The following is a 24,383-nucleotide window of genomic DNA, read 5'->3' on the forward strand; positions in this document are numbered from 1 at the left end:
TCTTGACTGCAGCGATTCGACGTACAGTAGCTTTTCCAGGTATTTCAGTTGAACGTTTAAAAAGCATGTTAGGTGCTTATAACGGTCATCTGAAACAAATCGAACAACGTTTAAATGTCAACATTTCTCATCGCAACGATAACTTCTATATCGATGGTGATTTAGAAGCAGTTGAGAGAGCTGAAGGTTTATTGCAGCGTTTGCATGCAGAAGCTGAACTCTCTCAGCAAATCAGTGCTGATACGATTCATTTGATGATTCAAGGCAGCCAAACTGACCGTGAGTTACAAGACGACCTTTCAGACAATGAGCATACCGGTTTAGATGATGTCTGGTTGCAAACGCGTAAAGGTCGAATCAACCCTCGTGGTGCCAATCAAAAACGTTATGTACAACGTATTCTACAAAGCGATATTTCTTTCGGAATCGGCCCTGCAGGTACAGGTAAAACCTATCTTGCAGTCGCTGCTGCGGTAGATATGCTAGAACGTAATGAAATTCAACGTATCCTTTTGGTTCGCCCTGCTGTTGAAGCTGGGGAAAAACTCGGTTTCTTGCCGGGCGATTTAAGCCAAAAGATCGACCCATATCTACGCCCGCTTTATGATGCATTGTATGAAATGCTTGGCTTTGAAAAAGTTGCAAAACTGATTGAGCGCCAAGTGATTGAAGTTGCACCACTTGCTTATATGCGTGGTCGTACATTAAATCATTCCTTTGTAATTCTCGATGAAGCACAAAACACCACCCCTGAACAGATGAAGATGTTTTTGACCCGTTTAGGTTTTGGTTCTCGTGCAGTGATCACTGGGGATATTACACAGGTCGATTTACCACGCGGGCAACAGTCTGGTCTTGCTCACGCATTGCGTATTATCGAAAAGATCAAAGAAATTCACATCACTCGCTTCCATTCCCGTGATGTCGTTCGTCACCAGCTGGTACAAAAAATTGTAGAGGCTTATGAAGGATGGGACAGTGAACAATACCGTTTAAGTGCTGAAGCACGTGCAGAACGTAAAGCACGTCAAGAAGCCTTAATTTCTGAAAATGATTCTGCCGCAGATGCTCAACATGAGGAACATACTGCTGCAAATCAGGAAAATGTTTAAGGACTGTTTTTGAAACTTAGCTTATCGTTACAACAAGCGTTTGAAGCACCAGAATTGGTGCTCAAGCGTGTCTATGTAAAAAAAGTCATTGAAACAACACTACGTCATATTGATGTAGACCAAGATTGTGAAATCGGAATTGCGTGTGTTGATGAAGATGAAAGTCACAAATTAAATTTTGAATATCGTGAAAAAGACAAACCCACCAATGTATTGTCTTTTCCAAGTGAGATTCCAGAAGAAGTTTTACCCATGCTCGATGCATTACCCATCGGTGATTTAGTCATTTGCATCCCCGTGGTTTTACAAGAGTCGATTGAACAACAAAAAACACCGATTGAGCATTTCACTCATATGCTGGTTCATGGCACCTTACATTTAATGGGGTATGACCATGAAACTTCTGATGATGATGCTGAAGAAATGGAAGCACTCGAAATTGAAATCTTGAAAAAACTAGGCTTTGAAAACCCTTATACTGTTAAAGAAAGTTGATTTTATAATCAACTCCAAATCCCTCTGCTCTAGAGGGATTTTTTGTTTCATTCAAATGAGATGCCTTTCAAAAAACTGATCTCATTCAAAATCTAAGTATTTGAATACATCATCATGGTGTATTATCGGAAACTCTCCCAAATCCCAACTTGCCCTTCTTTGACACGTGGAATATTGCCTAATTTAATCCAAGGCATATTGTCACCATGGAAATCACTCCCCACAGAGACTTTTAAACCGTGTTCAGCAATCATTCGATCGACCATTTGTCGTGTTGAAGCGGGTTCCATTGCGGGTGGAAGCTCAACAGCATCACCACCATATTGTGCAAAGATTTCAATTAAATAACGGGTATTTGTTGCTGATAGATCATAACGTGTTGGATGTGCCAATACTGCAAAACCTTGACTCTCATGAATCACTTGAATGGTTTCTGCTAAACCTAAACCATCAAATTTCACATAGGCTTTTTTACCTTCCTTAATGTATTTATCAAATGCCTGCTGTGCGCGCTGAACAAAACCCTTTTCTACAAGGGTCTTGGCAATATGCGTCCGAGTAATCCGATCAGGTTCACCATCTACCTTTGCCACAACTTCTGCATAAATATCCTGATGAATCAAAGGAATTAGCAAATCACAGATTTGCTTAGCTCGCTCAGCACGAATTTTCTTCTGTTGCGTTAAAAGCTGTTGTAATGGTTCAGGATTTTGCATATTGAGCGCAACAATATGTACACCATAACTTTTTTTAGTCTCTGGTCTGGACCATTGACTAGAGATTTCTACACCTGAAATGATTTGAATTGGTTGATTTTTTGCAAATTGTTCAGCTTGTATTAAGCCATCCATGCTATCGTGGTCCGTCAATGCAAGTGTATGTATGCTTTTCTCGATGGCAGCTTGAACCAATAACTCTGGCGTCAGAGTCCCATCAGAAATATTACTGTGAGTATGTAAATCTATGCCTTGCATCTTTTATACTATCCCATCAACCTGAACAGACTAGATACTTTAACATGAAAGCACTTTTAGACTTTGTGCCCCTCATAATTTTCTTTTATTTATACAAAACGGTTGATCCTAAAAACACCGATCATCCATTATTACAATTGATCGGCTCAGCAGGTGGTGTAAATAACAACAACATTCTTGTTGCAACTACAGGTCTGATTATTTCAATGCTTGTGGTCTATGGTGCGTTATTCATTTTCCAAAAATTCCGTCTGGATAAACAACAATGGTTTGTTTTGTTTATGACCGTCATTTTTGGCGGAATCACCTTAATGTTGAGTGATGACTTCTATATTCGCCTGAAAGCTGCAATTTTGAATTTAGCCTTTGCTGGCGCGTTCTTACTCTCTCCCTATTTTGGTAAAGAAAAGAAGCCACTCATTCAAAGATTATTTGGTCCTGTTTTAAACCTGACTGAAAAAGGCTGGAAAAATCTAAACTTTGCATGGGCTGCAATGTTCATTGTCATGTCTTGTTTACATATTTTCTTCGCATTTTTATTTGCAGGTGGAAAATATTGGGGTGAATTTACAGCATTTGGTGACATGATCGTCATGTTTTCCTTTATTATTATCCAGTTTGTTATATTACGAAAACACTTTAAATCTACCGATGAATAAAGTGTTTTAGAAAATCGAGAAATATCATGCCATTATTTGTAATTACGTGTACAGATCAAGCAGGTACAGTAGAAAAACGTCTTGCTGTACGCCCACAACATTTAGCTCGACTCGAGAAGTTAGATGCTGAAGGCCGTGTCATCGTGGCTGGCGCGATACCGATTGATCGTGAAAATCCACAAGCAGGTTTTTATGGCAGTACTTTAATTCTCGATTTTGACAGCCGTGAAGCTTTGGATGAATGGTTAAAAGAAGAACCTTTCTTAAAAGAAGGGATTTATAGTCATATTGATGTTAAACCATTCAATAAAGCATTGCCTAAGGGATAACATAATGCGCGTTGTCGTCCAAAGCTTACTTAGCCTGACTTTAAGTTCTTTTGTACTTTTATCACCTGTTGTATCGGCTGAGCCTACTCAATCTTCAGCGACTCAAGCAACGACGGCAGCGCCTACTCAGGCGGCCCAACCTGTTGCACCGCCAAAACCGAGTATTATTCCTGCTGTAGCAGGCGCAAATTCCAGTACCCAAACACAGGCGCAAGCACAAGAAAATAAACCGTTAACAGCTGAACAAATTAGCAAAGAAAAAGCATCTCAAGATGCCAAAGCTAAAGCTTTGGTTAAAGACCAAGCAACACGTTTACAGCAACTTGAAAAGGCCAATTTAGAAGCCCTTTCACAGAACCAAGAATTACAACTCAAAAATGACAATCTGGGTGTACAAGTTCAAGTTCTACAAAGTGAACAAAGTGCGCAAATGTTCTTATATGGTGCTGCGACCATTGCTGTTGGTGTTTTACTTGGCTTTTTAATCGCAAGCTATATCTATACCAAACGTCGTCGTCAGTGGTAAGCCACTGCTTCGACATTATGCTTAAAAAGTTTCACGCCATAACCTGATACTGCGAAATGTCAGGTTTTTTCATTTTAATTATCAAAAGGTAATCTGCTTTGTCAAATGCCATTCAAACTGCCGATTTAGACTGGCAATGTATTGATGGAATTGAAGTTCCAATTTCCAAACAATTTGGTGATGTCTATTTTTCTAAAGACAACGGGTTACTTGAAACCCGACACGTATTTTTGAATGGTAATGATCTTTCAACACGACTTGCAGATTTAGATGATTTTGAATACTTCTGTGTTGGTGAAACTGGCTTTGGTACAGGATTAAATATTTTGGCATTGTGGCAACTTTGGCACAATGTTCGTCCAGATAATCATAGCCACTTACATGTGATCAGTGTAGAGAAGTTCCCCTTGTCTAAACAGGATTTAACCCGTGCGTTAAAGGTCTGGACTGAACTTCAACAATTTTCTGATCAGTTGATTCAACACTATCCATTGCCCATCGCTGGTTGTCACCGTTTAAGCTTTCCAGAAGCGCGTTTTTCAATTGATCTCTGGTTAGGTGATGCACATGATGTATTTCCTGCAATGGTAAAAGCCCAACAAGTTAACGCATGGTTTTTAGATGGATTTGCACCCTCTTGTAATCCAGACATGTGGGAAGACAAAGTTTTAAACAATATTGTTAGACTGTCAGATTTTGGAACAACTTTTGCCTCATTTAGCGTAGCAGGTGTGCTTAAACGGGGTCTAAAACAGCATGGAATCACTATTTCACGGCCGCGTGGTTTTGGTCATAAACGTGAAATGCTAAAAGCCATTTGGAATCCATCTGAGCAAGCAGTCGAAGAAAATCAATCGCAGTCAATGGACCTTGCAGCGCAAAACATTCAAAAAAAAATACGGAAAACTCAAAATAATTTAAATCAACGCCACATTGCCATCATTGGTGCTGGAATTGCAGGTTTAAGCTGCGCATGGGGATTTGCCCAAAGAGGACATCAAGTTACGATTTACGACCAATCAGCGCCTTTAGCAGGTGCTTCTGGTAACCCTCTGGCCTTATTAAATCCGAAACTATGCCCTATCGAGCAAAGTTCGGAACATTTAATGACCTTGGCTTGGCAACACGCCCTACAGCACTATCCAAAATTTCAGGCTTTTCGTCCTATTGCCGTTCAACAATTAGCACAAAAAAATGCTGAACATTTATTGGATTTAGCAGCACAATATCCTCAAGGTTTACTCAAAGCTCAAACAGCAGATGCTTTAGAGCCACAAACTACACTTGAGAGTTTACAGCTCACTCAAGCGGGTTCAATTTATCCCCAGCAACTCAAAGACCAAATCCTTGAACATCCACTGATTCAATTTAAACATGCTCACATTCATAGTATTGTTCAATCGAATTATCATCAATTAACACTACAAAATAGCCAGCACGCAGATCTTGGTGATTTTGATCATGTGATTGTCTGTTGTGCCAAGGAAAGCCATGCTTTTTTTGAGCAGTTCCCAATACTCAAACCGATCCGTGGACAAGTCAGTTGGCTCAACAATGCTAAACACCGATTAGATCCGCAATATGCCTACAGTTATGGTGGCTACTGCATGCAGCTTGATGAGCAGCATTTGATTTTAGGTGCTTCTTTTTATCCCAATCGTGATGACACTGAAGTTTTGCTTGAAGACCATGTGCATAACTATGAACTTATCCACAGTGTGTTTCCACAATACGCAGAATCACTCTGCAAAGTAGATGAATGGCACGGGCGTGCTTCTGTACGAGCTCAAAGTCTGGACTATTTTCCATTACTGGGAAAAGTTGAAGCTGAGAAAGAGGTTTATACATTTTCTGGGCTGGGCTCTAAAGGTTTTTTATTTGCGCCCTTATGTAGTGAAATCTTGGTGGCTTTGGCCCTTAATCAAGCTTGCCCAATTCCTCAAAATTTATTGCAAAAACTAAATCCAAACCGCTTTCAAAAGAAAGTAAAAGCCAAAAAACCTTATTTTAAACCGATTCAATCATGATTCTTTTTTATTGATTATGTGTAATAAAAAAGCGCCTTTCGGCGCTTTTTTACGAACCCTGTTCTAATGGGAGACCTGCATCACGTGCTGCACGTGTTCCCCCCATAAGTACAACGTAATCACGAGAATCATCTAAACTCTCTAATTTTTCAGCAGCTCGAGGCGCTTTACTTCCACCACCACATAAAATGTAAATGGACTGATCCGAATTCACTTGAGTCAAGCTCTCAGCACTTAAACCATCTATAGGCTGATTTACAGCCCCTTTTACATGGCCTTCGGCAAAGGCTTTTGCATCACGAACATCCCAGATAACTGCATTTTCTGGGAACTCAAATGTTGTAATTTCTAATTTACGGATCATTGTGCACTCCTTTGATGTAAACAACACTTGGCAAATGAAGAAAACATCCCTAGCATCTCAGATATTCTTTCCATTTGTAAAGGTCTAAACTATGCCATCTTTCGATATTGTTTCAGAATTAGAGATTTTTGAAGTAAATCATGCTGTTCAAAACACACAAAAAGAAATTGCGACACGCTTTGACTTCCGTGGTCAGGACGTTTCAATCGAAATTAATGAAAAAGCCAAAGAAATTAAAATTTCAACTGAAAGTGATTTCCAGTGTGAACAAGTCTATAGCATGCTTGAAAATCATTTCTTTAAACGTAAAATCGATATTCAAGCCCTTGATCCACAAAAAATGACGGCTTCAGGTAAAAATATTGTGCAAGTGATCAAGCTTAAAGATGGACTTGACTCAGATACCGCAAAAAAAATTAATAAAGCCATTAAAGAAAGTGGTGTCAAAGTGCAATCTTCTATCCAAGGTGACAAGATACGTGTAACTGATAAAAAGCGCGATACATTACAGCAAGTTATGGCATTTTTAAAAGAACAACAATTCGGTGTACCTTTACAATTTAATAACTTCAAAGACTAAGGTCTTTAGCAACACTATAGGTTAAGACATGACTCAGACCAACCGTTTATCTAAACTTGTGAAAGCGACTTCTAAATTCCCTAAAGGCATTCGTAGTACGCTCTGGAGTAAGGCGTTTGGTCGAGTTGTGCCTATGGTGGGCACAGCCAATATTAAGTACCTAGAAGTCAGTCATTCAAAAGTTGTGGTGGAAATTAAAAACCACCGTGCTATGCAAAACCATATTGGACAATTACACGCTGTTGCAATGGCACTGATTGCTGAAACAGCAACAGGCTTTGTCACAGGTATGAATGTTCCTGATAGTTCAATTGTATTGATCAAAAGCATGCATATTGAATATAAACGACCGTCTAAAGGTGATATGACAGCAACAGCGACATTGAGCAAAGAACAAATTTTAGAAATGCAAAGCTCTGAAAAAGGTGAAACGCTGGTTCCAGTCACCATTATGGATGAGTCTGGCAAAGAGCCTGTCGAATGCCAAATGGTGTGGGCTTGGGTGTCAAAAGAACGCCTAAAAAAGAAATAAATACAAATCTGCAAATGTAAATAAAACTTACTGTTTAGTTAGTATAAAATTTACCAAAGTACAAATAATGAGTGACGATTATTCACTATATTCATGCTTACTTACTCATCAAGATGGTGTTATTTCCACCACCATCTTGAACTATTGAGACTTGAACTATAGAGGATAACCATGCGATCAGCTACGCCAAGAAAAATTATTGCACTCAGCCTCATTCTAAGCCCTATTTTGTTTCTCACTGCATGTGCCCAAAATTCCAATCAAGTTGCTACTGCTGCAACGGACAACACATTAGCAGTGAATTCAATCACCCAACAAGCGCAACAAAATAAAGCCATTGTGACTGATTTTTATGAAGGTGTATTTCAAAAGCATCAAGTTAAAGCATATGCAGATCGTTATATTGGTGACCAATATATTCAACACAATCCGCGTGTTCCAGATGGTAAAGCGCCCTTTGTAAATCACTTTACCCAGTATTTCCAAAAAAATCCTGAAGCAAAAAGTGTAATCAAACGTGCTGTCGCAGAAGGAAATTTAGTATTTTTACACGTTCATTCAGCTCAAAATCCACAAGATCGCGGTGTTGCAATTGTCGATATCTTTAGAGTCGAAAATGGAAAAATTGTTGAACACTGGGATGTACAACAAGCTGTTCCAGAATCAAGCGCCAACAGCAATACCATGTTTTAACACAATATTTAAATCAAACGATCTAAGCGCCTATTCCATAAAAAATCCCAAACAATGTTGGGATTTTTTGATCTTGAGCATTTAAGCACTTTGCGAAGCTAAATACTTCTGCTTTACATCTTCAGGAATTTGGCGTTTATTTCCCGCAACATCTACAGCGACAAAGGTAAATACACCTGCAGTCACACGTTTAGCAGCACGAGAACTGTCATGACTATCCCAAACTTCGATCTGCATTTGAATCGATGTATTACCGACCTTTAAAAGCTTGGTATAACAACTGATCACATCCCCCACTTTTACAGGAACAAGAAAAGTCATCTGATTAATCGAAATCGTTGCACAACGCCCTTTACTAAAGCGTTCTGCATGAATTGCACCAGCCAAATCCATTTGTGAAACAATCCAACCACCAAAAACATCACCACTCCAGTTTGTATCTGCTGGCATTGCGATGGTTTGTAAAGACAGTGTACCTTCAGGTTTTACATGAGAATCTGACACAATAACTCCGAGCCCGTGAATTACTTATGGGCATTCAATTGTTGATCTAACCATTCTTGTAATTGGTTAGCACGTAACGCACCACTTATTCTAGCAACTTCCGTAGTTTTATTCATTAAAACCAAGGTTGGAATGCTGCGAATATTAAATGCACTACTTAACCGTGGATTCGCCTCAGTATCAATTTTAGCAAAAACCACATGAGGGTTATTTTTTGCAACTTCAGCAAAATGCGGTGCCATCATTTTACAAGGACCACACCACTCTGCCCATAAATCAATCATAATTGGCAAATCACTATGGCTGACAAAGTTACTGAAATTTTGTTCATTTAACTCAATAGGAGCAAGTGTAATCAAATTTTGATGACATTGACCACAAGTGGGTTGAGCATTTAATTTATCTTCGGGAACTCGGTTTTTTGCGCCACATGATGGACATACAATAATCATCTAGCTCACTCCAATATGTTGATGTAAAAACTCTAATTGGGTCAAAATTGATTTTTCCAACCATTTCCCATGATAAATATCAAAATGCGCCATATCCCATTCATGATATTGTACAAAAGGTGCAATATTTGTCGCCGTTTCCCGACTAGATTCAATCGGGATAAAACTGTCTTTTTTAGCTGCAATAAATAGCACAGGAATATTAATACTTCTGACAGTCTGAATTGGTCTAAAACGAATTAAATTAAAAAATACCCGTGCTGGAACTTCCCCACTCCAAAAATAGTCTGGATTTACAATCGACATATAGCCGTTATAACTATCTTTGGTCGGAATAAAGCATAAATCAAAGGGGTGTACCACAGGTAAGGTTCGTGGAAGCATGCCAACTTTTGCCCCCATATAATCTTGACTGGATATTTTTAATGCCTTGGGTAACTGTTGAATTGGAAACAATTTTGCAGTTTCTGCCCCATCCACATAAGGCACTTGCACCATAATGGCTTGGACACTTTTTAGCTCACTTGCAAGACTAAGTACATAGCCGCCACTCAAAGAGGTCCCCCAAAGCACTATTTTTTTTGGATTAATTTTCTTTTGTGTTGCAACATAACTGACCACAGTTTTCCAATCATCCAACTGATTTTGCAATGAAATCAGTTCACGAGGAAAGCCTGTACTTCCTCCCCAAAAACGATAATCAAACAGTACAACCGCATAGCCTGCCTGTGCAATTTTTTGCGCATAGCTCACCAACTTAAATTGTCTTAAACATGCAAATCCATGAGCCATAATAATAACAGCAGGTTTTTTTAGATTTTTAGGTCGATAAAAATCCGCCGCTATGACTTCTTGTCCAATGGGAATATATAGTGGTTCAACTGTATATGCGTACATACACACTCCATTGCGTTATCTTTTATAGATATTTCTTTTATAAATCTTTTATCGTTCAAACTCAGTTCTGAGCTTAATGCTATTATATATAGCATATTGGATTTTAAATCATATAGGAGTGACGAAATGAGTGAAAATGTTGGTTTTGCTGGTCAAATTGGTCCAGAACATATTGCTCAAGTGGCAGAAAAAGGCTTTAAGTCTGTAATGAATAATCGTCCTGATTTGGAAGGCGGAACGGAACAGCCTACAAGTGCTCAAATAGAAGAAGCTGCACGTGCTGCAGGTTTGGACTATGTATTTCTACCTGTCGTTGCTGGTCAAATCACAGAAGTTGATGTCAGAACCTTTGCCAACCGCTTTAACGAGCTTCCAAAACCAGTACTCATGTTTTGTCGTACAGGTAACCGTTCAAATAACCTCTATCAAATTGCAAAACAAATGGATTTATTAGACGACGAATAAATTCTCATGAATATAGAAGGCATTCTATTGAATGTCTTTTGGTTCACCTTAAATAGAAAAGCTTAAGTTTCTAACAGCAATTCGAATAGATTGCACTTTTAAAATTTTGCAACAATTTAAACAGATCTGTTTAGTGAATCAAACAGGTATTGTACCTATGCTTAAATGGTTATATGACAAACTAAGCAAGTTCACGATATGATCTTTGGCATCGTTTCGTCTTTTCTATAATTTAAAAATAAAGGGATCTTCACATGCAACAGGCTCTATTTGGTGGTGGCTGCTTTTGGTGTACCGAAGCCGTATTTTTACAACTCAAAGGTGTCAATCACGTTGTCAGTGGTTATGCTGGCGGGCATACTCCCAATCCAACTTATGAAGCAATTTGTAATGGGGATACCAATCATGCTGAAGTGATTTTGATTGAATTTGATGAACAACAAATCAATTATCAACAATTACTCACGGTTTTTTTTGCAATTCATGATCCAACTACATTAAACCGTCAAGGTAATGATATTGGAACACAATATCGTTCAGTGATTTATTACTTCAATGAACAGCAAAAACTTGAATCTGAACAATTTATTGAGCAGCTCAAAGCAGATGGCTTAAATATTGTGACTGAACTCAGTCCAGCACCTACCTTCCATCCTGCCGAAGAATATCATCAAAACTTCTTTGCCCGTAATCCTGCGCAAGGTTATTGTAATTTTGCCATTCCGCCAAAATTACTCAAACTCCATAGCCAATTTCAAGATCTTTTAAAAGACTAAGATCACTGAAATAGTTCACTTTATGCAACAAAAGTGAAGTAACCCAATAGTTAAAATATCAACATAAAAAAACCTCCTTAAAAGGAGGTTTTAAAATATTTGTAATTGTTTAAATTAATTATCACTCATAAAGGCAAGATCATTTAATCCTGCTTCACTTGCACGAGACATCACTTGTGCAACGGTATCATAGCGAGATTCTTTATCCGCTCTCAACTGTACAGCTGGTTTTACTGGCTTTTGACCTTCTTCATCAAATCGTTTAGCCAATTCATCTAAAGTGATGACTTTATCATTCCAAGCCACATCGCCATTCTGATTGATACTGATGGTAATTGCTTCAGGTGGAGGCGCGATTACTTCAGCAGTGGTCTTTGGTAAAGTTAATGGTATCGATGGGTTAGCAACGGTGGCTGTCACCAAGAAGATGATCATCAATACCAACATAATATCGATCAGCGGAATGAGGTTCATCTCATTCATGCCAGAATCGTTGTCTTCTCCCAATTGAAAAGCCATTAAGCTTGACCTCCAACTAAACCTTTATTGGTAGATTCAGATTCAACTTTTTGCGTTGAAGAATCTTGTTGTAACATCGTATCAATTAACAAACCATGTGCTTGATCTTGCAACTCATTTGACAATGTACGGTTAAAACGTACGCAAATGTTATATGCCAATACCGCTGGAATCGCAACAGCAAGACCTAGACCGGTCATGATCAATGCCTCACCAACTGGCGTTGCAACTTGAGCTAAACCTGCTTGACCACTTTTACCTACAGCAACAAGTGCATGGAAGATTCCCCATACTGTACCAAATAAACCAACAAATGGTGCAAGTGAAGCAATCGTTCCTAAAACTGAAACACCTTTTTCAGCATTGGCCTTTTCTGCTGAGATTTGACGTAGTAACGCTTGTTCTGCAACCGCTTTACGTTGATCAAAGCTTAATGGCACAAGCTTGGCTTTTAATGCTTTTAAAGCCTGAGCAAGGTGATCCTGAGCAACCTGCTTGAGTTGACGCGTGCCTAGAATACGCAAAATGAACACAGTCCACGTTGCAATAGACATTGCCAATAACACGAAATACAGTGTCTTACTGACCGCATCAGCATGTTGCCAATAAACTGAAAAGTTCATATGCACATTTCCTAATTCTTAAAAAAATTATTTACTTTTTAGAGACCGACAATGCAAAATCTTGCCTAATTTTAAATGGTACACCCGCACCATTTTCTCTATAAGCTTTAAATTTTGCAGATTGAGTCTGCTTAACAACATAACTATCTAAACTTGAATTACCACTAGATTGAAGAATACGAACATTGGTAATATTTCCGCCCGCATCCGCAGTAATTTCTAGATTCACAACCTTTGTTCCATCTTCTGGAGACATCAGTTTAAGTAATTGCTCTTTTGCGATACGTGGACTACGGCTCCAAGACACCTGACCTTCATTTACATTACGCGGCGTGTTTCTTTGCTCTTGATCACGACGTTGACGATCGCGCTCATCTTGCTCACGTTTTTGACGATCACGTTCATCTTGTTCACGTTTCTGCTGTTCCGCACGCTTCTGATCATCTTGACGTTTTTGCTCATCTTGACGTGCCTTATCCTGCTTCTGTTGCTCTTCTAAACGCTTTTGTTCTTCAAGCTTTCTTGCTCGATCATCATTTTCTACAGGTTTTTTCTGCTCAATGATTTTTGGCTTAACCACAGGTTTAGGCTCAACTTTCTTCTCTATAGGTTTCGGTTGAACTTTAGGTTTGATGGGTTCAGATGGAGGAGGTGGCGGCGGTGGAACATCTTCTTTTAACTTTAAAAATTTGATTTTTAAAGGTTCTTTCTTTATTTGAGGCAGTTCAAATGGTTTCATATGACTTACCCCCCACAACACACCTACGTGCCCGACAACAACTGCTAACACTGCAGCAAGGACTTTTTTCTTCATCGGTGGTGGCGTTTGAAGTGGTGCAATGGAAGACTGACTCATAAGAATCTAAATACCTAAAATTGAGCAAACTACAAAAAATTATTCAGTTTGTAGATTAAGCTCATCGGATAGAACAATTAAAGTGCAACAATGATAAATGAGAAGTGTTTTCATTTGCAACTGGTTTTTCAATGTTTTTAATCGATTTTACAAATTAAAAATAAAAAAAGGATGCATAAAGCATCCTTTTTTACGACTCATATTAAATGAATATTCACATGTTATTGAAAAACAACAGTCTTATTGCCATCGACAATAATACGGTCTTCTAGATGCCATTTTACCGCTCTAGCAAGTACGTTACGTTCAACGTCTTGGCCTAATTCACGCAGTTGATCCACAGTAAAATCGTGGTTTACTCGTTCTACATCTTGCTCAATGATTGGACCTTGATCCAGATCAGCCGTCACATAATGCGCTGTTGCGCCAATCAATTTAACGCCTTTTTCATAAGCCTGTTTATATGGATTTGCCCCCACAAAAGCAGGTAAAAATGAGTGATGAATATTGATCACTTTCATTTCCCACTTTTGTACAAACTCTTCATCGAGAATTTGCATATAACGCGCGAGAACCAATAAATCATTCCCTTGCATTAACTCATCGATCTTTGTATAGGCTTCACGTTTATTTTCTTTGTTGACAGGAACCACATAGAAAGGAATACCAAAGTTTTCTACTGATTCGCGTAAGTCTTCATGGTTTGAAACCACTTGAGTAATTTCACAAGGTAAGCCACCACGTGAATGACGCCACAACAACTCAAGCAAAGCATGGTCAACTTTAGACACCAAAATACCGACTTTTTTAATGTCACTCACCAAAGCCAAACGCCAATGCATACTATAGCGTTCAGCCACATTGGTTGCGAAAGTTTGAATGAGACTCTCACGACGGGATTGCAAATGATCAAGTTCAAACTCAACACGCATAAAATAACGCCCGCCCTGAGCTTCAGTTGCGTATTGATCAAGCGCAGTAATGTTCGCGCCCTGATGATACAAAAAGCTCGATACAGCTTGCACGATTCCTGGCTTGTCTTCACAAGTAATCAGTAGACGTGCTGTGTTGGCAGTAGTCATGTTCATGTTGATGGATATCACTTATAAGTTAATTTAAAAAACAGCCGAATATTTTAACGCTTTTTCATCAGCTTTCAATCTTGATTCAGCATCAATCGCGTTTTACCGCAGATAAACTGGCAAATAATTCCGAAGAACCGAAGCTTTCTAGCAAACGTTCATAGGTTTCACGACTTTCACCACGTAAATAAGGACCTTCTAAAAACACCATCTGGCGCAATGCTTGCCAAATCCATTTTTCATCTAAATGGTTGGAATCACTTAAATGCCCAGACATATATAAGAAGTTTGTCCAGTTGGTCAGGACAATCCAAATATTGATGATAAGTGCTTCAATTTCAGAAGGTGTCATCTGCATCAGCCCTGCTTCAACAAAGGCATGATAAATTTTTTGCCCTTGTTGCATCACCTTGCCAGCAAAGCGAGGATAAATTTTTCTAAAGTCGTCGTTATTTTCAATTAAATGATAAACATCACGATGTAGAAAGCGATATTCCCATAGCTGACTGCTTAAAACTTGGAAATAACGGATTTTATCATTCGCATTGACTCCACGGTCATCGGGTAATGACAGCATATCTAAAGTTTCTTTTTGGTATTGTTCCATCAATTCTTTGATGATTTCTTGTTTGTTTCGAAAATGATAATACAAATTTCCAGGACTGATCCCAAGCTCTGCTGCAATATGATTCGTTGTAACTGCACGTTCGCCGCGCTCATTAAAAAGTTGCAGACTAATCTGCAAAATTCGGTCTTTCGTTTTCAAAGTTTTGGAGCTCGACATCCTATTACCATTTTTAACCGTTAGCACAAGCTAACATAAAGTGACTTGACTATTTAGAGTATTTACTCTAAAAATTATATTATATTAACCTATTCGTAAATGGTGTTTGTCATGAACAGTCATACAAAAACAAATTCAATGACTTCTTACTCACCTGAAGTTCAACGTATGCATGACATTCTTGAACAACAGAAAGTCGCTTATCAACGCTACCCTGTTCCTACAGCAAAGGAACGTATTGAACGTTTAGCTCGCTTAAAGAAAGTTCTGGTAAAATACCAAGATCAATTTGCAGAAGCAATCAATCAAGACTACGGCAATCGTTCAATCAGCGAAACTAAAATTGGTGAACTACTCACATGTTTAGAACAAATTAAATATTATAGCAAGCATTTAACAGCATGGATGAAACCATCTAAGCGCCATGTGTCTATCTTACACCAACCAGCCAAAGCTTGGGTGCAGTATCAGCCTTTAGGTGTGATTGGAATTATTGCACCATGGAACTATCCATTATTGCTTTCTGTTGGCCCACTGATTTGTGCACTGGCTGCTGGAAATCACGCAATACTTAAAATTTCAAGTTCATCTTCTAATTTTGGCTTCGTACTTGAAAATGCACTCTCAGAAGCATTTCCACAAGAATTGGTTGCGGTGGTGAATGGTGGTGGTCAAATTTCCGATGCATTTTCACATTTAGCATTCGATAAAATCATTTTTACTGGCTCTACCAATGTCGGTAAAACCGTGATGTCTGCTGCTTCCGAAAATCTAGTGCCTGTTATTCTTGAGCTTGGTGGTAAATCACCTGTAATCGTACACCCTTCAAGTGATCTCAATCTGGTCGCTGAACGTATTGCTTTTGGTAAATTATGGAACTCTGGTCAAACCTGTGTAGCACCAGACTATATGTTCCTACCTCGAGGAAAAACTGCCGAGTTTATTGAAAGCTTTAAACAAGCTGCAACAACAATGTACCCGACGATTCGTGATAATCAAGATTACACCAGCATTATCAACGATAAGCAGTACAACCGTGTTCAAGGTTATTTAGAGGATGCACGTCAACAAGGTGCTGAGTTGATTGAAATCAATCCCCAAAATGAGGAATTAGCGAGTGTACGTAAAATTGCCCCAACATTCTTAACAGGTGTTCTACCGACAATGGACATTATGAAGAATGAAATCTTTGGTCCAGTTCTTCCAATTATGGAATATGATCAAATTGACGATGTAATTGACTTTATTAATGGCAGACCGCGTCCACTTGCTTTATACTATTTCGACTTTGACAATGCCCGCGCAGAATACGTTTCTCAACGTACCCATTCTGGGCATTTCGGTCAAAATGCCGTAGTTACTCATGTCGCACAAGACGATTTACCATTTGGTGGCGTTGGTGCATCTGGCATGGGCAAATATCATGGCCCAGAAGGTTTCTTTGGTTTATCACATGAGCGTTCAGTAATGTCTATTCCTAAGCTATTTAGCTTAAAATTCATATTAGCGCCTTATGACAAAGCCCTAAATAAGATTTTAGAGAAAACTTTCTTACGCTAACTGATCAAGGCATGATCTATCAAATTAGATCATGTTGCGTTTTGACGAATTCCGCTTGTCTTTTAAGCGGAATTTTGGTATAAAACGCCCCTTGAATGAATTCAATCCGTTTTATTTTGACTGGCCATACAGATTTGCTGTTGGCTAAATCAATGGAGTTACACCATGTCTAAGGTTTGCCAAGTTACCGGCAAGCGTCCAGTCGTTGGTAACAACGTCTCACACGCCAACAACAAAACTAAACGCCGGTTCGAGCCGAACCTGCATCACCACCGTTTCTGGTTAGAAAGCGAAAAACGTTTTGTACGTCTTCGTCTAACCACTAAAGGTATGCGTATTATCGACAAATTGGGCATTGAAAAGGTTGTTGCTGACCTTCGTGCTCAAGGTCAAAAGATCTAAGGAGTCTGAACCATGCGTGATAAAATTCGCTTAGTTTCTACTGCTGGTACAGGTTATTTCTATACCACTACTAAGAACAAACGTACTATGCCGGAAAAAATGGAAATCAAAAAATTTGATCCAAAAATCCGTCAACACGTAATCTTCAAAGAAGCTAAAATTAAATAATTTTAGTTTTCTTAAAAAATACGATCCATTTGGGTCGTTTTTTTTGCCTTTTTTTTCTTCGACTTGTTAAACTCTTTAGCGAATTTGGCACTGATTGTGCATTTTATATGGCTTTATACAAAGTCATTACCTTAAGAAATGATTTTTTGAATGATTTCTCCTGAAGATTTAAGGAGTATTTAGTGCCTCATGATGTAGATCTGATTATTTTACTTGCAGTTGGTTTTGGTATAGCCCTGATCTTTGGCTATATCGCTGCACGATTACGCCTGCCACCTTTGATTGGTTATTTAATTGCGGGAATTATCATCAGTCCCAATACCCCAGGTGTTGTTGCAGACATCGCGCTGGCCAATCAGCTTGCTGAATTAGGCGTCATGTTCTTGATGTTCGGTGTCGGGATGCATTTTTCCCTTAACGATTTAATGCAAGTCCGAAAAATTGCCCTTCCTGGTGCAATTTTACAAATCGCAGTTGCGACATTACTGGGTATGGCAGTCTCCATCTTTTGGGGCTGGAGCTTTGGCTCTGCACTGGTCTTTGGCTTAAGTTTATCCTGTGCAAGTACGGTGGTTTTACTCAAAGCATTAGGTGACAAGGGACTGCTTAACTCTGTGAATGGTAAGATTGCCGTTGGCTGGTTGCTGGTCGAAGATCTGGTCATGGTTTTAGTCTTGGTTCTACTGCCTGCAACAGCCGTACTTTTAGGCGGACATCCTATTGCAGGACATGAATCTGATCAAAACATCTGGTTAACACTTGGCATTACCCTGCTAAAAGTAACAGGTTTTATCGCCTTTATGCTCATCATTGGCAAACGTCTTGTGCCAATGATTATGCAATATGTGGCACGTTTAGGCTCTAGAGAGCTTTTTACTTTAACCGTAGTCGCAGCAGCAGTTTCAATCGCCTATGGCTCATACGCAATCTTCGGCGTTTCTATGGCACTTGGAGCGTTCTTTGCCGGAATGGTGGTTAAAGAGTCAGATTTTAGTCATCGTGCAGAAGAAGAAACCTTGCCTTTACGCGAAATTTTCTCGATTTTGTTCTTCGTTTCTGTCGGGATGTTATTTGATCCACGTATTATTGTGGAACAGCCTCTGCATATTTTAGCAGTCATTGCCATTATTATGATTGGTAAGACGCTGGCTGCCATGGCATTGGTGTTATTTTTCCGTTATCCCATCAATACAGCATTAACAGTCGGCGCCAGTTTGGCACAAATTGGAGAGTTCTCCTTTATTCTGGCAACCTTGGGTTTGTCACTTGGATTACTTAGCCCTGAAGCGCAAAACTTAATCTTAGCGGGTGCTTTATTTTCTATTACCCTCAATTCATTTCTATTTTCAGCGATCGAACCTGTGCAAAACTGGATCCGTGAACGTTCGCATTTGGCGCGCTTACTTGAGCGTAGCGGTGATCCATTGGCAATGCTTCCAGATGAAGTTGATCAAGCCTATTTACGTGATCAAGTGGTGATCGTTGGTCATGGTGAAGTCGGACGTCGTATTACCAAAACATTGATGGATGATGGCATCAAAGTGGTCATCGCTGAAGAAAACCGTGAAATTGTAGAAAATTTGCGTGAAAAAGGCATCGCTGCAGTTTCTGGCCGAGCAACTGAACCCAGTGTATTGATTCAAGCCCATATCCAACATGCACGACTATTGGTGATTTCACCGATGGATATTGTAGATATTCATAAAATTGTCGATACAGCCAAGCTGCTTAATCCAGAAATTCAAGTGTTAGTCTGTGCTGAAAATAAAGAAGAAGCTGAAGTGATCCGTAAAGACAATGTCGGTGAAGTCTATTATGCAAAAGAGGAAATGGCGAAAAACATGAGTAATCATATTTTAAACCAGATCCAAATTGCTCATCATCATGAACCAACACATTGAATTCGGCTCATTTTTAAAACGTAGATCTTTTAAAAGGCAGCTAAAACCACACGACTGTTCTTTGTAGACCTTGGAAAGTCGTGATGCTTCCATTATGTAATGGTATCGATAACCATGTTGGATGGGGGATCATCACCCCATCTAACAAAAGATTTAAAACTTCTAGAATTTGACGCCATTTGCGTATGTCAGGTTATTTGCCTACAAAGAAAAACGCACTCGAAAGTGCGTTTATTGTATTTATTCTAGAATAAATGAAATCACTAGCTCATAAATTTTGGTTGTTCATCAACAACTTCAGCATGCCATTCATCTGCCTGTTTTTCAAGTAACGCAAATAATGCAGCCTGAATCATCTGTTGTGCAATCGCTGGTGTTTGATCACCCAGTAGTGCTTTCACTTCTTCATTAAATTGAATAGTGACCAATGGCTCTTTTTCAGAACCTGCATTACGCAGTGCCAGCTCCCCACTTTCGAGCTGTACCAACTCCAAAATAGCTTCCTGATTTCCAAATAACTCTTTTAACTGTTCGATAGACATAAATCCTCCATGCTCAACATGGGGCAAGGTGCTGAATGCACTTTGCATCTTGTAGATATTTTATATAGTCATTTAAAACAAAATTTCAAGTATATCTGATCAAAAAGATCAGAATTCAACCATTTCATTACGAAAACCATCAATAAGTTGCGATAAATCTCGGTGCCACTCTCTTAAAATCTTTGTATCAGGCAACCAAGCTTGAGGTGTTTGCGTCACTTTGATAATTAAGTTTGATGATGTTTCATCCTCTGGTTCTGGTGCACTTGGTTCAGGTGCATATTGACAAAGTCGATACGCTCTTTTGAGTTCAGCAATAAATCCTTCTTTGGCTAATTTTTGCATCACTAAAACTTCTGGTGAGACCTGTCCTTTAGCCGCCATATTTTCTTCGATTGACTTTAAGGTTGGGGAAAAATCATTTAAACGGTAATAACGTACCAACTCTTGCAGAAATGCTAAAACCGCGCCATGTAAATGAAATACTGCTGCTTCACGATGTGCTTGAGCTTGTTGAACATTTTCAGTTTGTTCTCCCTGCATACATGCAAGACGAGCAAAATAAAGTTTTTGATTGGTACGGTCTGCATGAAAGCGAGCTACACGTGACATGGAAGTTCCCTAAGATTTTGGCATTCTTTACAGTCTTAGCTTAATCTTTATTGAACAAAAATCACAATGAATTTTATCCATGTTGTATGTCAATAAAATAGATAGCGCTCGTTTTTGCAAGAATATCAATTTAAGTTTTTATTTTTATCATGGTTTGACGAGATTATTTAAATACTAAAATAAAAAAAAGGAGCAATAAATGCTCCTTAGACTATCTGCCAATTATGCTTCTGGCTTATCTTCCGCTGCTTTTACACGAATTCCATGACCATGTAAGCGCAAGGTATTTAAACCTTTAATCGCTTTAACTGCTTCTCTACCATGTGGCATTTCAACAAAAGCAAAACCTTTCGATTTACCTGTTGCCGCATCAAGTACTAAAGTACAAGTATCTACTGTACCGTATTGCTTAAATAACTCTAACAATTCAGCTTCAGTTACAGTACGTTCTAAATTACGAACTAAAATTTTCATCTCACAACCTTAAAATATAAACGAGGCAAAAAACATCAAAAAGCACTCGCCTACCTACTTTTTGAATGAAAAACGATTGCTATAGTTTAATCTAGATCTATACCAAAATCTAAATTAATCGCCCGACGTTCGATTAAGGCACTTTTTACAGTTTGCTCTCGCTGTCTATAGTGGGTTTCTGTGCTACATAAATTTCGAGTTAAATCATTGAGAAAATAACTTTCAATCTTACGACCTTGTTCATCTGTTTGCGTATGTGCCCAAAAACTTAAATTTTGTTTGGTTAGAATAAGTTCATTTTGCGCGCGTGTTAAAGCCACATAAAGTACACGGCGCTCTTCTTCAACTTCATCGAAATTGCCTTGTGCACGTGCATTTGGGTATTGCCCCGCAGAGACATTTGCCACATAGCAAACCTTTTGTTCTGTGCCTTTAGCAGAATGGATGGTAATTAAAGTCACCACATCATCTTGCGACTGACGCTCAATTTCACTGATTGAAACAGGGTCAAGTACATATTCTTCTAAGAACTCGCTCAGTTGGGTATGTTTAGACGCCAATTGCTTGACCAGATCAAAATCCCCCACCCGTTTATGCCAATCTTTTTTGGCATAATTTTCTTCAAGCTGATTGAGAATAGCCTCTACACCGAGTTTTACACAGGCTTCAACTTCAGTTTTTAGCACACTCATTTGCTTCATAATCAGCAAGGTATTGTCAGGAATACGCCCAAACTTTTCTAATTTTTCTGTAATTTTTTCAATATCTGCATCAAGTAAGAGTTGTTGCGCCAGCTTACTCGCACCAACATCACCCACGCCATTCCATAAGGTTAAAAACCGCATCCACGCAATATCATCCAATGGATTGGCAATAACACGCAATAAGCTCAGTAAGTCTTTAACATGTGCTGTTTCAAGTAACTTCATCCCTCCAATAAATCGGTAGGGAACATTGGCTTGGATAAAAGCAGCCTCGATATGCCGTGCAGCAAAGGCTGAACGCACCAACACCATGTGGTCATTCCAAGCTGAACCTTCCAATAAATGCCGTTCTTTGATGTCGATCGCGATCCATTTTGCTTCATCAAACTCATTTGGAAAAACATGCATTCGCGGTTTAATGCCATCACCACGATAAGCTTCAAGTTTTTTATCGTAATGAATCGAACTTTGATCGAGTAACCAGTTTGAAAAATCTAAAATTTCTTGAGTAGAGCGATAATTTTTTTCTAATTTGAAAATCTCTGCATCTGGCACACGCTCTTTAAAATGGTGGATATTTTCAAAATCCGCACCACGAAAACCATAAATCGACTGTGCATCGTCCCCCACGCAGAACAGTGATGTTTTATCTTTTAATGGTTCAAGAATCGCCCACTGTAGAGGATTGGTATCTTGCATTTCATCAACCAGCATGTACTGACATAAGCCCGCAACATAATCCGCTAAACCATCGGACTGTGCCAAAGCAGACGCAACCACGGCGAGAATATCATCGTAATCTAGAAAACTACGTGCCCGCTTACGGATTTCGTACTCTTTCATGATTTCTGCGATTTGATCTTTATCGTCTAAAAACTCAGGCAGTTGCTTTTCTAAAGCCAAACTTAGTTTTTGCCGAGTATTACGTGCAAAGGAATATAAATCACAAAGCTGTTGTGGTTTGGGTAAGGCGTTGGGATTCTTTTTATCATCCTTTCCACGAATCAAACGGAACAACATCAATTGATCATCACGATCTATAATCGAAAATTGATCCAATCCAAAAGCTTTTGGCACACGTCTAAGTAAATACATGCAAAAGGTATGAAATGTAGATGCACGTAACCCTTTGGCCTGATCACCTAAAGCAAGCTCTACCCGCGCTACAATCTCACTGGCAGAACGGCGGGTAAATGTCAAAATTTGGATTTGATTGGCAGGAATGCCTTGATCAATGAGATATGCAGCTCGTGCCACAATGGTTTTGGTTTTGCCACAACCTGCCCCAGCAAGAACTAGACTATGTTTTGTTTCAGTCGTAGCAGCTTGTTTTTGTTGAGGGTTTAATTCATCAATCAGGTTGGCTAAACTCATTTTCACTCATCATTTTATGGATGGCTGCTAGTTTAGCAGAGCTATAGTGAAATTATGCATTTTAACCCAAGAATCAAGTCGTGAATTGACGCTTAAATCAGGACATACCAATGAAGAAAAATTCAAGACAATAAAATTTATCGTCCCAAGCAGAGATTAAAGGGGGAGCTTCGACAATAAAAACCGCCTTATAGTCTTAACAACCGTGCCACACTCTCACAACAGCGTTCTAAATTTTGCTCACCATGCTTTAATGCTGTTGCTAAATCACATGCACCATCAACAATACCAAAAATTGCACTAAAGCCTTCGGCATAAAGCTCCTCGACGCCTTCACCGATATGCCCTGCAAAAGCAATCACAGGTTTATTCAACTGCTTGGCAACTTGCGCTACCCCAAAAGGTGTTTTGCCAAACTTGGTTTGAAAATCAATACCACCCTCGCCAGTAAACACATAATCTGCTTGGGCAATTTTTTCCTCAAGTCGGGTTTCTTTAATCACGATTTCCACACCAGAGCGTATTTTTGCTCCTGTAAAAGCCATAAGTCCAAAGCCCAAACCGCCTGCAGCACCAGCACCCTGTAGATTTGCAACATCAACATTCAACTGTTGTTTCACCAACGCAGCAAAATGATCAAGGTTTTGATCTAAGATCCTAACCATCTCAGCGGTTGCTCCTTTCTGTGGTGCAAAAATAAAAGAAGCTCCATTTGGACCGCATAATGGATTGTTTACATCACTGGCAATAATAATCTCAGTCGCTTTTAAACGCGCATCGAGTTGTGAAATATCAATGCTTTTGATCTGCTGAAGCTGCCCACCACCCACGTCTACAGGATGGTTGTTTTCATCTAAAAATTTTGCCCCTAAAGCCTGTGCCATCCCGGCACCAGCATCATTGGTAACACTACCACCCAGACCAATAATGATTTTACCAACACCCAAATCCAAAGCGGCTTTGATCATTTCCCCTGTACCCAGAGTTGACGTCACTAAAGGATTACGTTGAGACTTCTCGATCAGATGAATACCGTTTGCCAGCGCCATTTCTATAACAGCTGTTTGACCGTCATCAATTAATCCCCAATAGGTCGATATTCGTTGCTGAGCCAATGGACCAGCGACCTCAACATATACTTTACGACCACTTCGTGCAGCGACCAAAGCATCGACTGTTCCCTCGCCACCATCTGCCATAGGTACATGAATAAACTGTGCATCAGCAATGACTTTTTCAATGCCTCGTTGCATTGCAAAACAGGCTTGTTCGGCTGTCATACTTTCTTTAAATGAGTCAGGCGCAAGAACAAAAACTTTAGACATGAGCAAATGTATTTTGGTGAGATTCAAAAATTAACATAACGATTTTTCGAGTATAGATAAACTAATAAATTC

Annotated in this window: 29 protein-coding genes and 1 pseudogene; 15 read left to right on the plus strand and 15 right to left on the minus strand. The window is 39.2% G+C overall.

Going from position 1 to position 24,383, the window contains the following annotated elements; genetic code table 11:
* Window positions 1–2 precede the first annotated feature (2 nt).
* Together L3V46_RS19040 and ybeY are read left to right on the plus strand one after the other, a co-directional pair.
* Window positions 3–1,112 (plus strand): PhoH family protein, encoded by a 1,110-nt coding sequence (locus tag L3V46_RS19040; RefSeq protein ID WP_004717967.1) that lies wholly within the window; start codon window positions 3–5, stop codon window positions 1,110–1,112.
* Window positions 1,113–1,121: 9 nt separating this feature from the next.
* Complete coding sequence (ybeY, locus tag L3V46_RS19045; protein WP_004818840.1) at window positions 1,122–1,607, plus strand: rRNA maturation RNase YbeY; 486 nt, start codon at window positions 1,122–1,124, stop codon at window positions 1,605–1,607.
* Between the two features lie 122 nt (window positions 1,608–1,729).
* On the opposite strand, the gene L3V46_RS19050 is transcribed toward ybeY, so the two are convergent.
* Window positions 1,730–2,581 (minus strand): PHP domain-containing protein, encoded by an 852-nt coding sequence (locus L3V46_RS19050; protein WP_034611696.1) that lies wholly within the window; start codon window positions 2,579–2,581, stop codon window positions 1,730–1,732.
* 44 nt (window positions 2,582–2,625) lie between these two features.
* Between L3V46_RS19050 and L3V46_RS19055 the strand changes: the two genes are divergently transcribed.
* The 4 genes from L3V46_RS19055 (at window position 2,626) to mnmC (ending at window position 6,122) form a co-directional block, all read left to right on the plus strand.
* Window positions 2,626–3,240 (plus strand): inner membrane-spanning protein YciB, encoded by a 615-nt coding sequence (locus L3V46_RS19055; protein ID WP_004717972.1) that lies wholly within the window; start codon window positions 2,626–2,628, stop codon window positions 3,238–3,240.
* Between the two features lie 26 nt (window positions 3,241–3,266).
* Complete coding sequence (locus L3V46_RS19060; RefSeq protein ID WP_239046509.1) at window positions 3,267–3,569, plus strand: YciI family protein; 303 nt, start codon at window positions 3,267–3,269, stop codon at window positions 3,567–3,569.
* Window positions 3,570–3,573: 4 nt separating this feature from the next.
* A complete protein-coding gene (locus tag L3V46_RS19065; protein ID WP_004717976.1) occupies window positions 3,574–4,095 on the plus strand; it encodes a hypothetical protein in 522 nt (173 codons plus the stop codon).
* A gap of 98 nt (window positions 4,096–4,193) precedes the next feature.
* Complete coding sequence (mnmC, locus tag L3V46_RS19070) at window positions 4,194–6,122, plus strand: FAD-dependent 5-carboxymethylaminomethyl-2-thiouridine(34) oxidoreductase MnmC (RefSeq protein WP_239046510.1); 1,929 nt, start codon at window positions 4,194–4,196, stop codon at window positions 6,120–6,122.
* A gap of 49 nt (window positions 6,123–6,171) precedes the next feature.
* On the opposite strand, the gene L3V46_RS19075 is transcribed toward mnmC, so the two are convergent.
* Window positions 6,172–6,486 carry a rhodanese-like domain-containing protein gene (locus L3V46_RS19075; RefSeq protein ID WP_004717980.1) on the minus strand — a complete coding sequence of 105 codons (315 nt, stop codon included), beginning with the start codon at window positions 6,484–6,486 and terminating at the stop codon, window positions 6,172–6,174.
* A 91-nt stretch (window positions 6,487–6,577) separates the two neighbouring features.
* Here L3V46_RS19075 and L3V46_RS19080 point away from each other — a divergent pair, with 91 nt between their 5' ends.
* From L3V46_RS19080 to L3V46_RS19090, 3 genes are all read left to right on the plus strand, one after another.
* On the plus strand, window positions 6,578–7,066 hold the full coding sequence (locus L3V46_RS19080) for a YajQ family cyclic di-GMP-binding protein (protein WP_004717983.1): 489 nt from the start codon (window positions 6,578–6,580) through the stop codon (window positions 7,064–7,066).
* 28 nt (window positions 7,067–7,094) lie between these two features.
* Window positions 7,095–7,598 carry a DUF4442 domain-containing protein gene (locus L3V46_RS19085; protein WP_004717985.1) on the plus strand — a complete coding sequence of 168 codons (504 nt, stop codon included), beginning with the start codon at window positions 7,095–7,097 and terminating at the stop codon, window positions 7,596–7,598.
* A gap of 171 nt (window positions 7,599–7,769) precedes the next feature.
* Window positions 7,770–8,291, plus strand: coding sequence for a nuclear transport factor 2 family protein (locus tag L3V46_RS19090; RefSeq protein ID WP_239046511.1), 522 nt, complete (start codon window positions 7,770–7,772; stop codon window positions 8,289–8,291).
* Between the two features lie 81 nt (window positions 8,292–8,372).
* Here L3V46_RS19090 and L3V46_RS19095 read toward each other — a convergent pair whose 3' ends face one another.
* From L3V46_RS19095 to L3V46_RS19105, 3 genes are read right to left on the minus strand one after another with little or no spacing between them, the layout of a single operon-like run.
* On the minus strand, window positions 8,373–8,795 hold the full coding sequence (locus L3V46_RS19095; protein ID WP_004717987.1) for an acyl-CoA thioesterase: 423 nt from the start codon (window positions 8,793–8,795) through the stop codon (window positions 8,373–8,375).
* A 20-nt stretch (window positions 8,796–8,815) separates the two neighbouring features.
* Complete coding sequence (gene trxC, locus L3V46_RS19100; protein WP_004818833.1) at window positions 8,816–9,247, minus strand: thioredoxin TrxC; 432 nt, start codon at window positions 9,245–9,247, stop codon at window positions 8,816–8,818.
* Window positions 9,248–10,144: an alpha/beta hydrolase gene (locus L3V46_RS19105; RefSeq protein ID WP_004717989.1), complete on the minus strand. Its 897-nt coding sequence runs from the start codon at window positions 10,142–10,144 to the stop codon at window positions 9,248–9,250.
* A gap of 126 nt (window positions 10,145–10,270) precedes the next feature.
* Between L3V46_RS19105 and L3V46_RS19110 the strand changes: the two genes are divergently transcribed.
* Entirely contained in the window at window positions 10,271–10,609 is a 339-nt protein-coding gene (locus L3V46_RS19110) for a TIGR01244 family sulfur transferase (protein ID WP_004818831.1), read from the plus strand.
* 254 nt (window positions 10,610–10,863) lie between these two features.
* Entirely contained in the window at window positions 10,864–11,385 is a 522-nt protein-coding gene (msrA, locus tag L3V46_RS19115; RefSeq protein WP_004818830.1) for a peptide-methionine (S)-S-oxide reductase MsrA, read from the plus strand.
* A gap of 114 nt (window positions 11,386–11,499) precedes the next feature.
* On the opposite strand, the gene L3V46_RS19120 is transcribed toward msrA, so the two are convergent.
* The 5 genes from L3V46_RS19120 to L3V46_RS19140 all read right to left on the minus strand — a co-directional run bounded on the left by L3V46_RS19120 (window position 11,500) and on the right by L3V46_RS19140 (window position 15,249).
* Window positions 11,500–11,904, minus strand: a complete 405-nt coding sequence (locus tag L3V46_RS19120) for a biopolymer transporter ExbD (RefSeq protein ID WP_004717995.1) — start codon at window positions 11,902–11,904, stop codon at window positions 11,500–11,502.
* Window positions 11,904–12,527, minus strand: coding sequence for a MotA/TolQ/ExbB proton channel family protein (locus L3V46_RS19125; protein WP_239046512.1), 624 nt, complete (start codon window positions 12,525–12,527; stop codon window positions 11,904–11,906). The genes L3V46_RS19120 and L3V46_RS19125 overlap by 1 nt, the downstream gene beginning before the upstream one ends.
* A 31-nt stretch (window positions 12,528–12,558) precedes the next feature.
* Window positions 12,559–13,383 (minus strand): energy transducer TonB, encoded by an 825-nt coding sequence (locus tag L3V46_RS19130; protein ID WP_004818828.1) that lies wholly within the window; start codon window positions 13,381–13,383, stop codon window positions 12,559–12,561.
* A gap of 221 nt (window positions 13,384–13,604) precedes the next feature.
* The gene (gene purU, locus L3V46_RS19135) at window positions 13,605–14,471 is read right to left on the minus strand and encodes a formyltetrahydrofolate deformylase (protein WP_016539263.1); all 867 of its coding nucleotides are present in this window, start codon (window positions 14,469–14,471) and stop codon (window positions 13,605–13,607) included.
* Window positions 14,472–14,556: 85 nt separating this feature from the next.
* Window positions 14,557–15,249: a TetR/AcrR family transcriptional regulator gene (locus L3V46_RS19140; RefSeq protein ID WP_034611676.1), complete on the minus strand. Its 693-nt coding sequence runs from the start codon at window positions 15,247–15,249 to the stop codon at window positions 14,557–14,559.
* A gap of 111 nt (window positions 15,250–15,360) precedes the next feature.
* On the opposite strand from L3V46_RS19140, the gene L3V46_RS19145 reads away from it, so the two are divergent.
* From L3V46_RS19145 to L3V46_RS19160, 4 genes are all read left to right on the plus strand, one after another.
* Entirely contained in the window at window positions 15,361–16,809 is a 1,449-nt protein-coding gene (locus tag L3V46_RS19145; RefSeq protein ID WP_239046513.1) for a coniferyl aldehyde dehydrogenase, read from the plus strand.
* A 165-nt stretch (window positions 16,810–16,974) separates the two neighbouring features.
* The gene (gene rpmB, locus L3V46_RS19150) at window positions 16,975–17,211 is read left to right on the plus strand and encodes a 50S ribosomal protein L28 (protein ID WP_000048256.1); all 237 of its coding nucleotides are present in this window, start codon (window positions 16,975–16,977) and stop codon (window positions 17,209–17,211) included.
* A gap of 12 nt (window positions 17,212–17,223) precedes the next feature.
* Entirely contained in the window at window positions 17,224–17,379 is a 156-nt protein-coding gene (gene rpmG / locus L3V46_RS19155; protein ID WP_003654787.1) for a 50S ribosomal protein L33, read from the plus strand.
* A 182-nt stretch (window positions 17,380–17,561) separates the two neighbouring features.
* Window positions 17,562–19,280, plus strand: a complete 1,719-nt coding sequence (locus L3V46_RS19160) for a cation:proton antiporter (RefSeq protein ID WP_004718008.1) — start codon at window positions 17,562–17,564, stop codon at window positions 19,278–19,280.
* Window positions 19,281–19,543: 263 nt separating this feature from the next.
* Here L3V46_RS19160 and L3V46_RS19165 read toward each other — a convergent pair whose 3' ends face one another.
* The 5 genes and pseudogenes from L3V46_RS19165 to L3V46_RS19185 form a co-directional block, all read right to left on the minus strand.
* The gene (locus L3V46_RS19165) at window positions 19,544–19,822 is read right to left on the minus strand and encodes a hypothetical protein (RefSeq protein WP_004718010.1); all 279 of its coding nucleotides are present in this window, start codon (window positions 19,820–19,822) and stop codon (window positions 19,544–19,546) included.
* A gap of 108 nt (window positions 19,823–19,930) precedes the next feature.
* Window positions 19,931–20,434, minus strand: coding sequence for a DUF6586 family protein (locus L3V46_RS19170; protein WP_004718012.1), 504 nt, complete (start codon window positions 20,432–20,434; stop codon window positions 19,931–19,933).
* Window positions 20,435–20,656: 222 nt separating this feature from the next.
* Window positions 20,657–20,908 (minus strand): RNA-binding protein, encoded by a 252-nt coding sequence (locus L3V46_RS19175; RefSeq protein ID WP_004718014.1) that lies wholly within the window; start codon window positions 20,906–20,908, stop codon window positions 20,657–20,659.
* A 200-nt stretch (window positions 20,909–21,108) separates the two neighbouring features.
* A pseudogene (locus tag L3V46_RS19180) lies at window positions 21,109–22,986 on the minus strand (ATP-dependent helicase); the annotation flags it as partial.
* 188 nt (window positions 22,987–23,174) lie between these two features.
* The gene (locus L3V46_RS19185; protein ID WP_034611670.1) at window positions 23,175–24,311 is read right to left on the minus strand and encodes a glycerate kinase; all 1,137 of its coding nucleotides are present in this window, start codon (window positions 24,309–24,311) and stop codon (window positions 23,175–23,177) included.
* Window positions 24,312–24,383 lie beyond the last annotated feature (72 nt).

This window comes from Acinetobacter sp. AG3 (assembly GCF_022343575.1).
Classification (GTDB): domain Bacteria; phylum Pseudomonadota; class Gammaproteobacteria; order Pseudomonadales; family Moraxellaceae; genus Acinetobacter; species Acinetobacter guillouiae.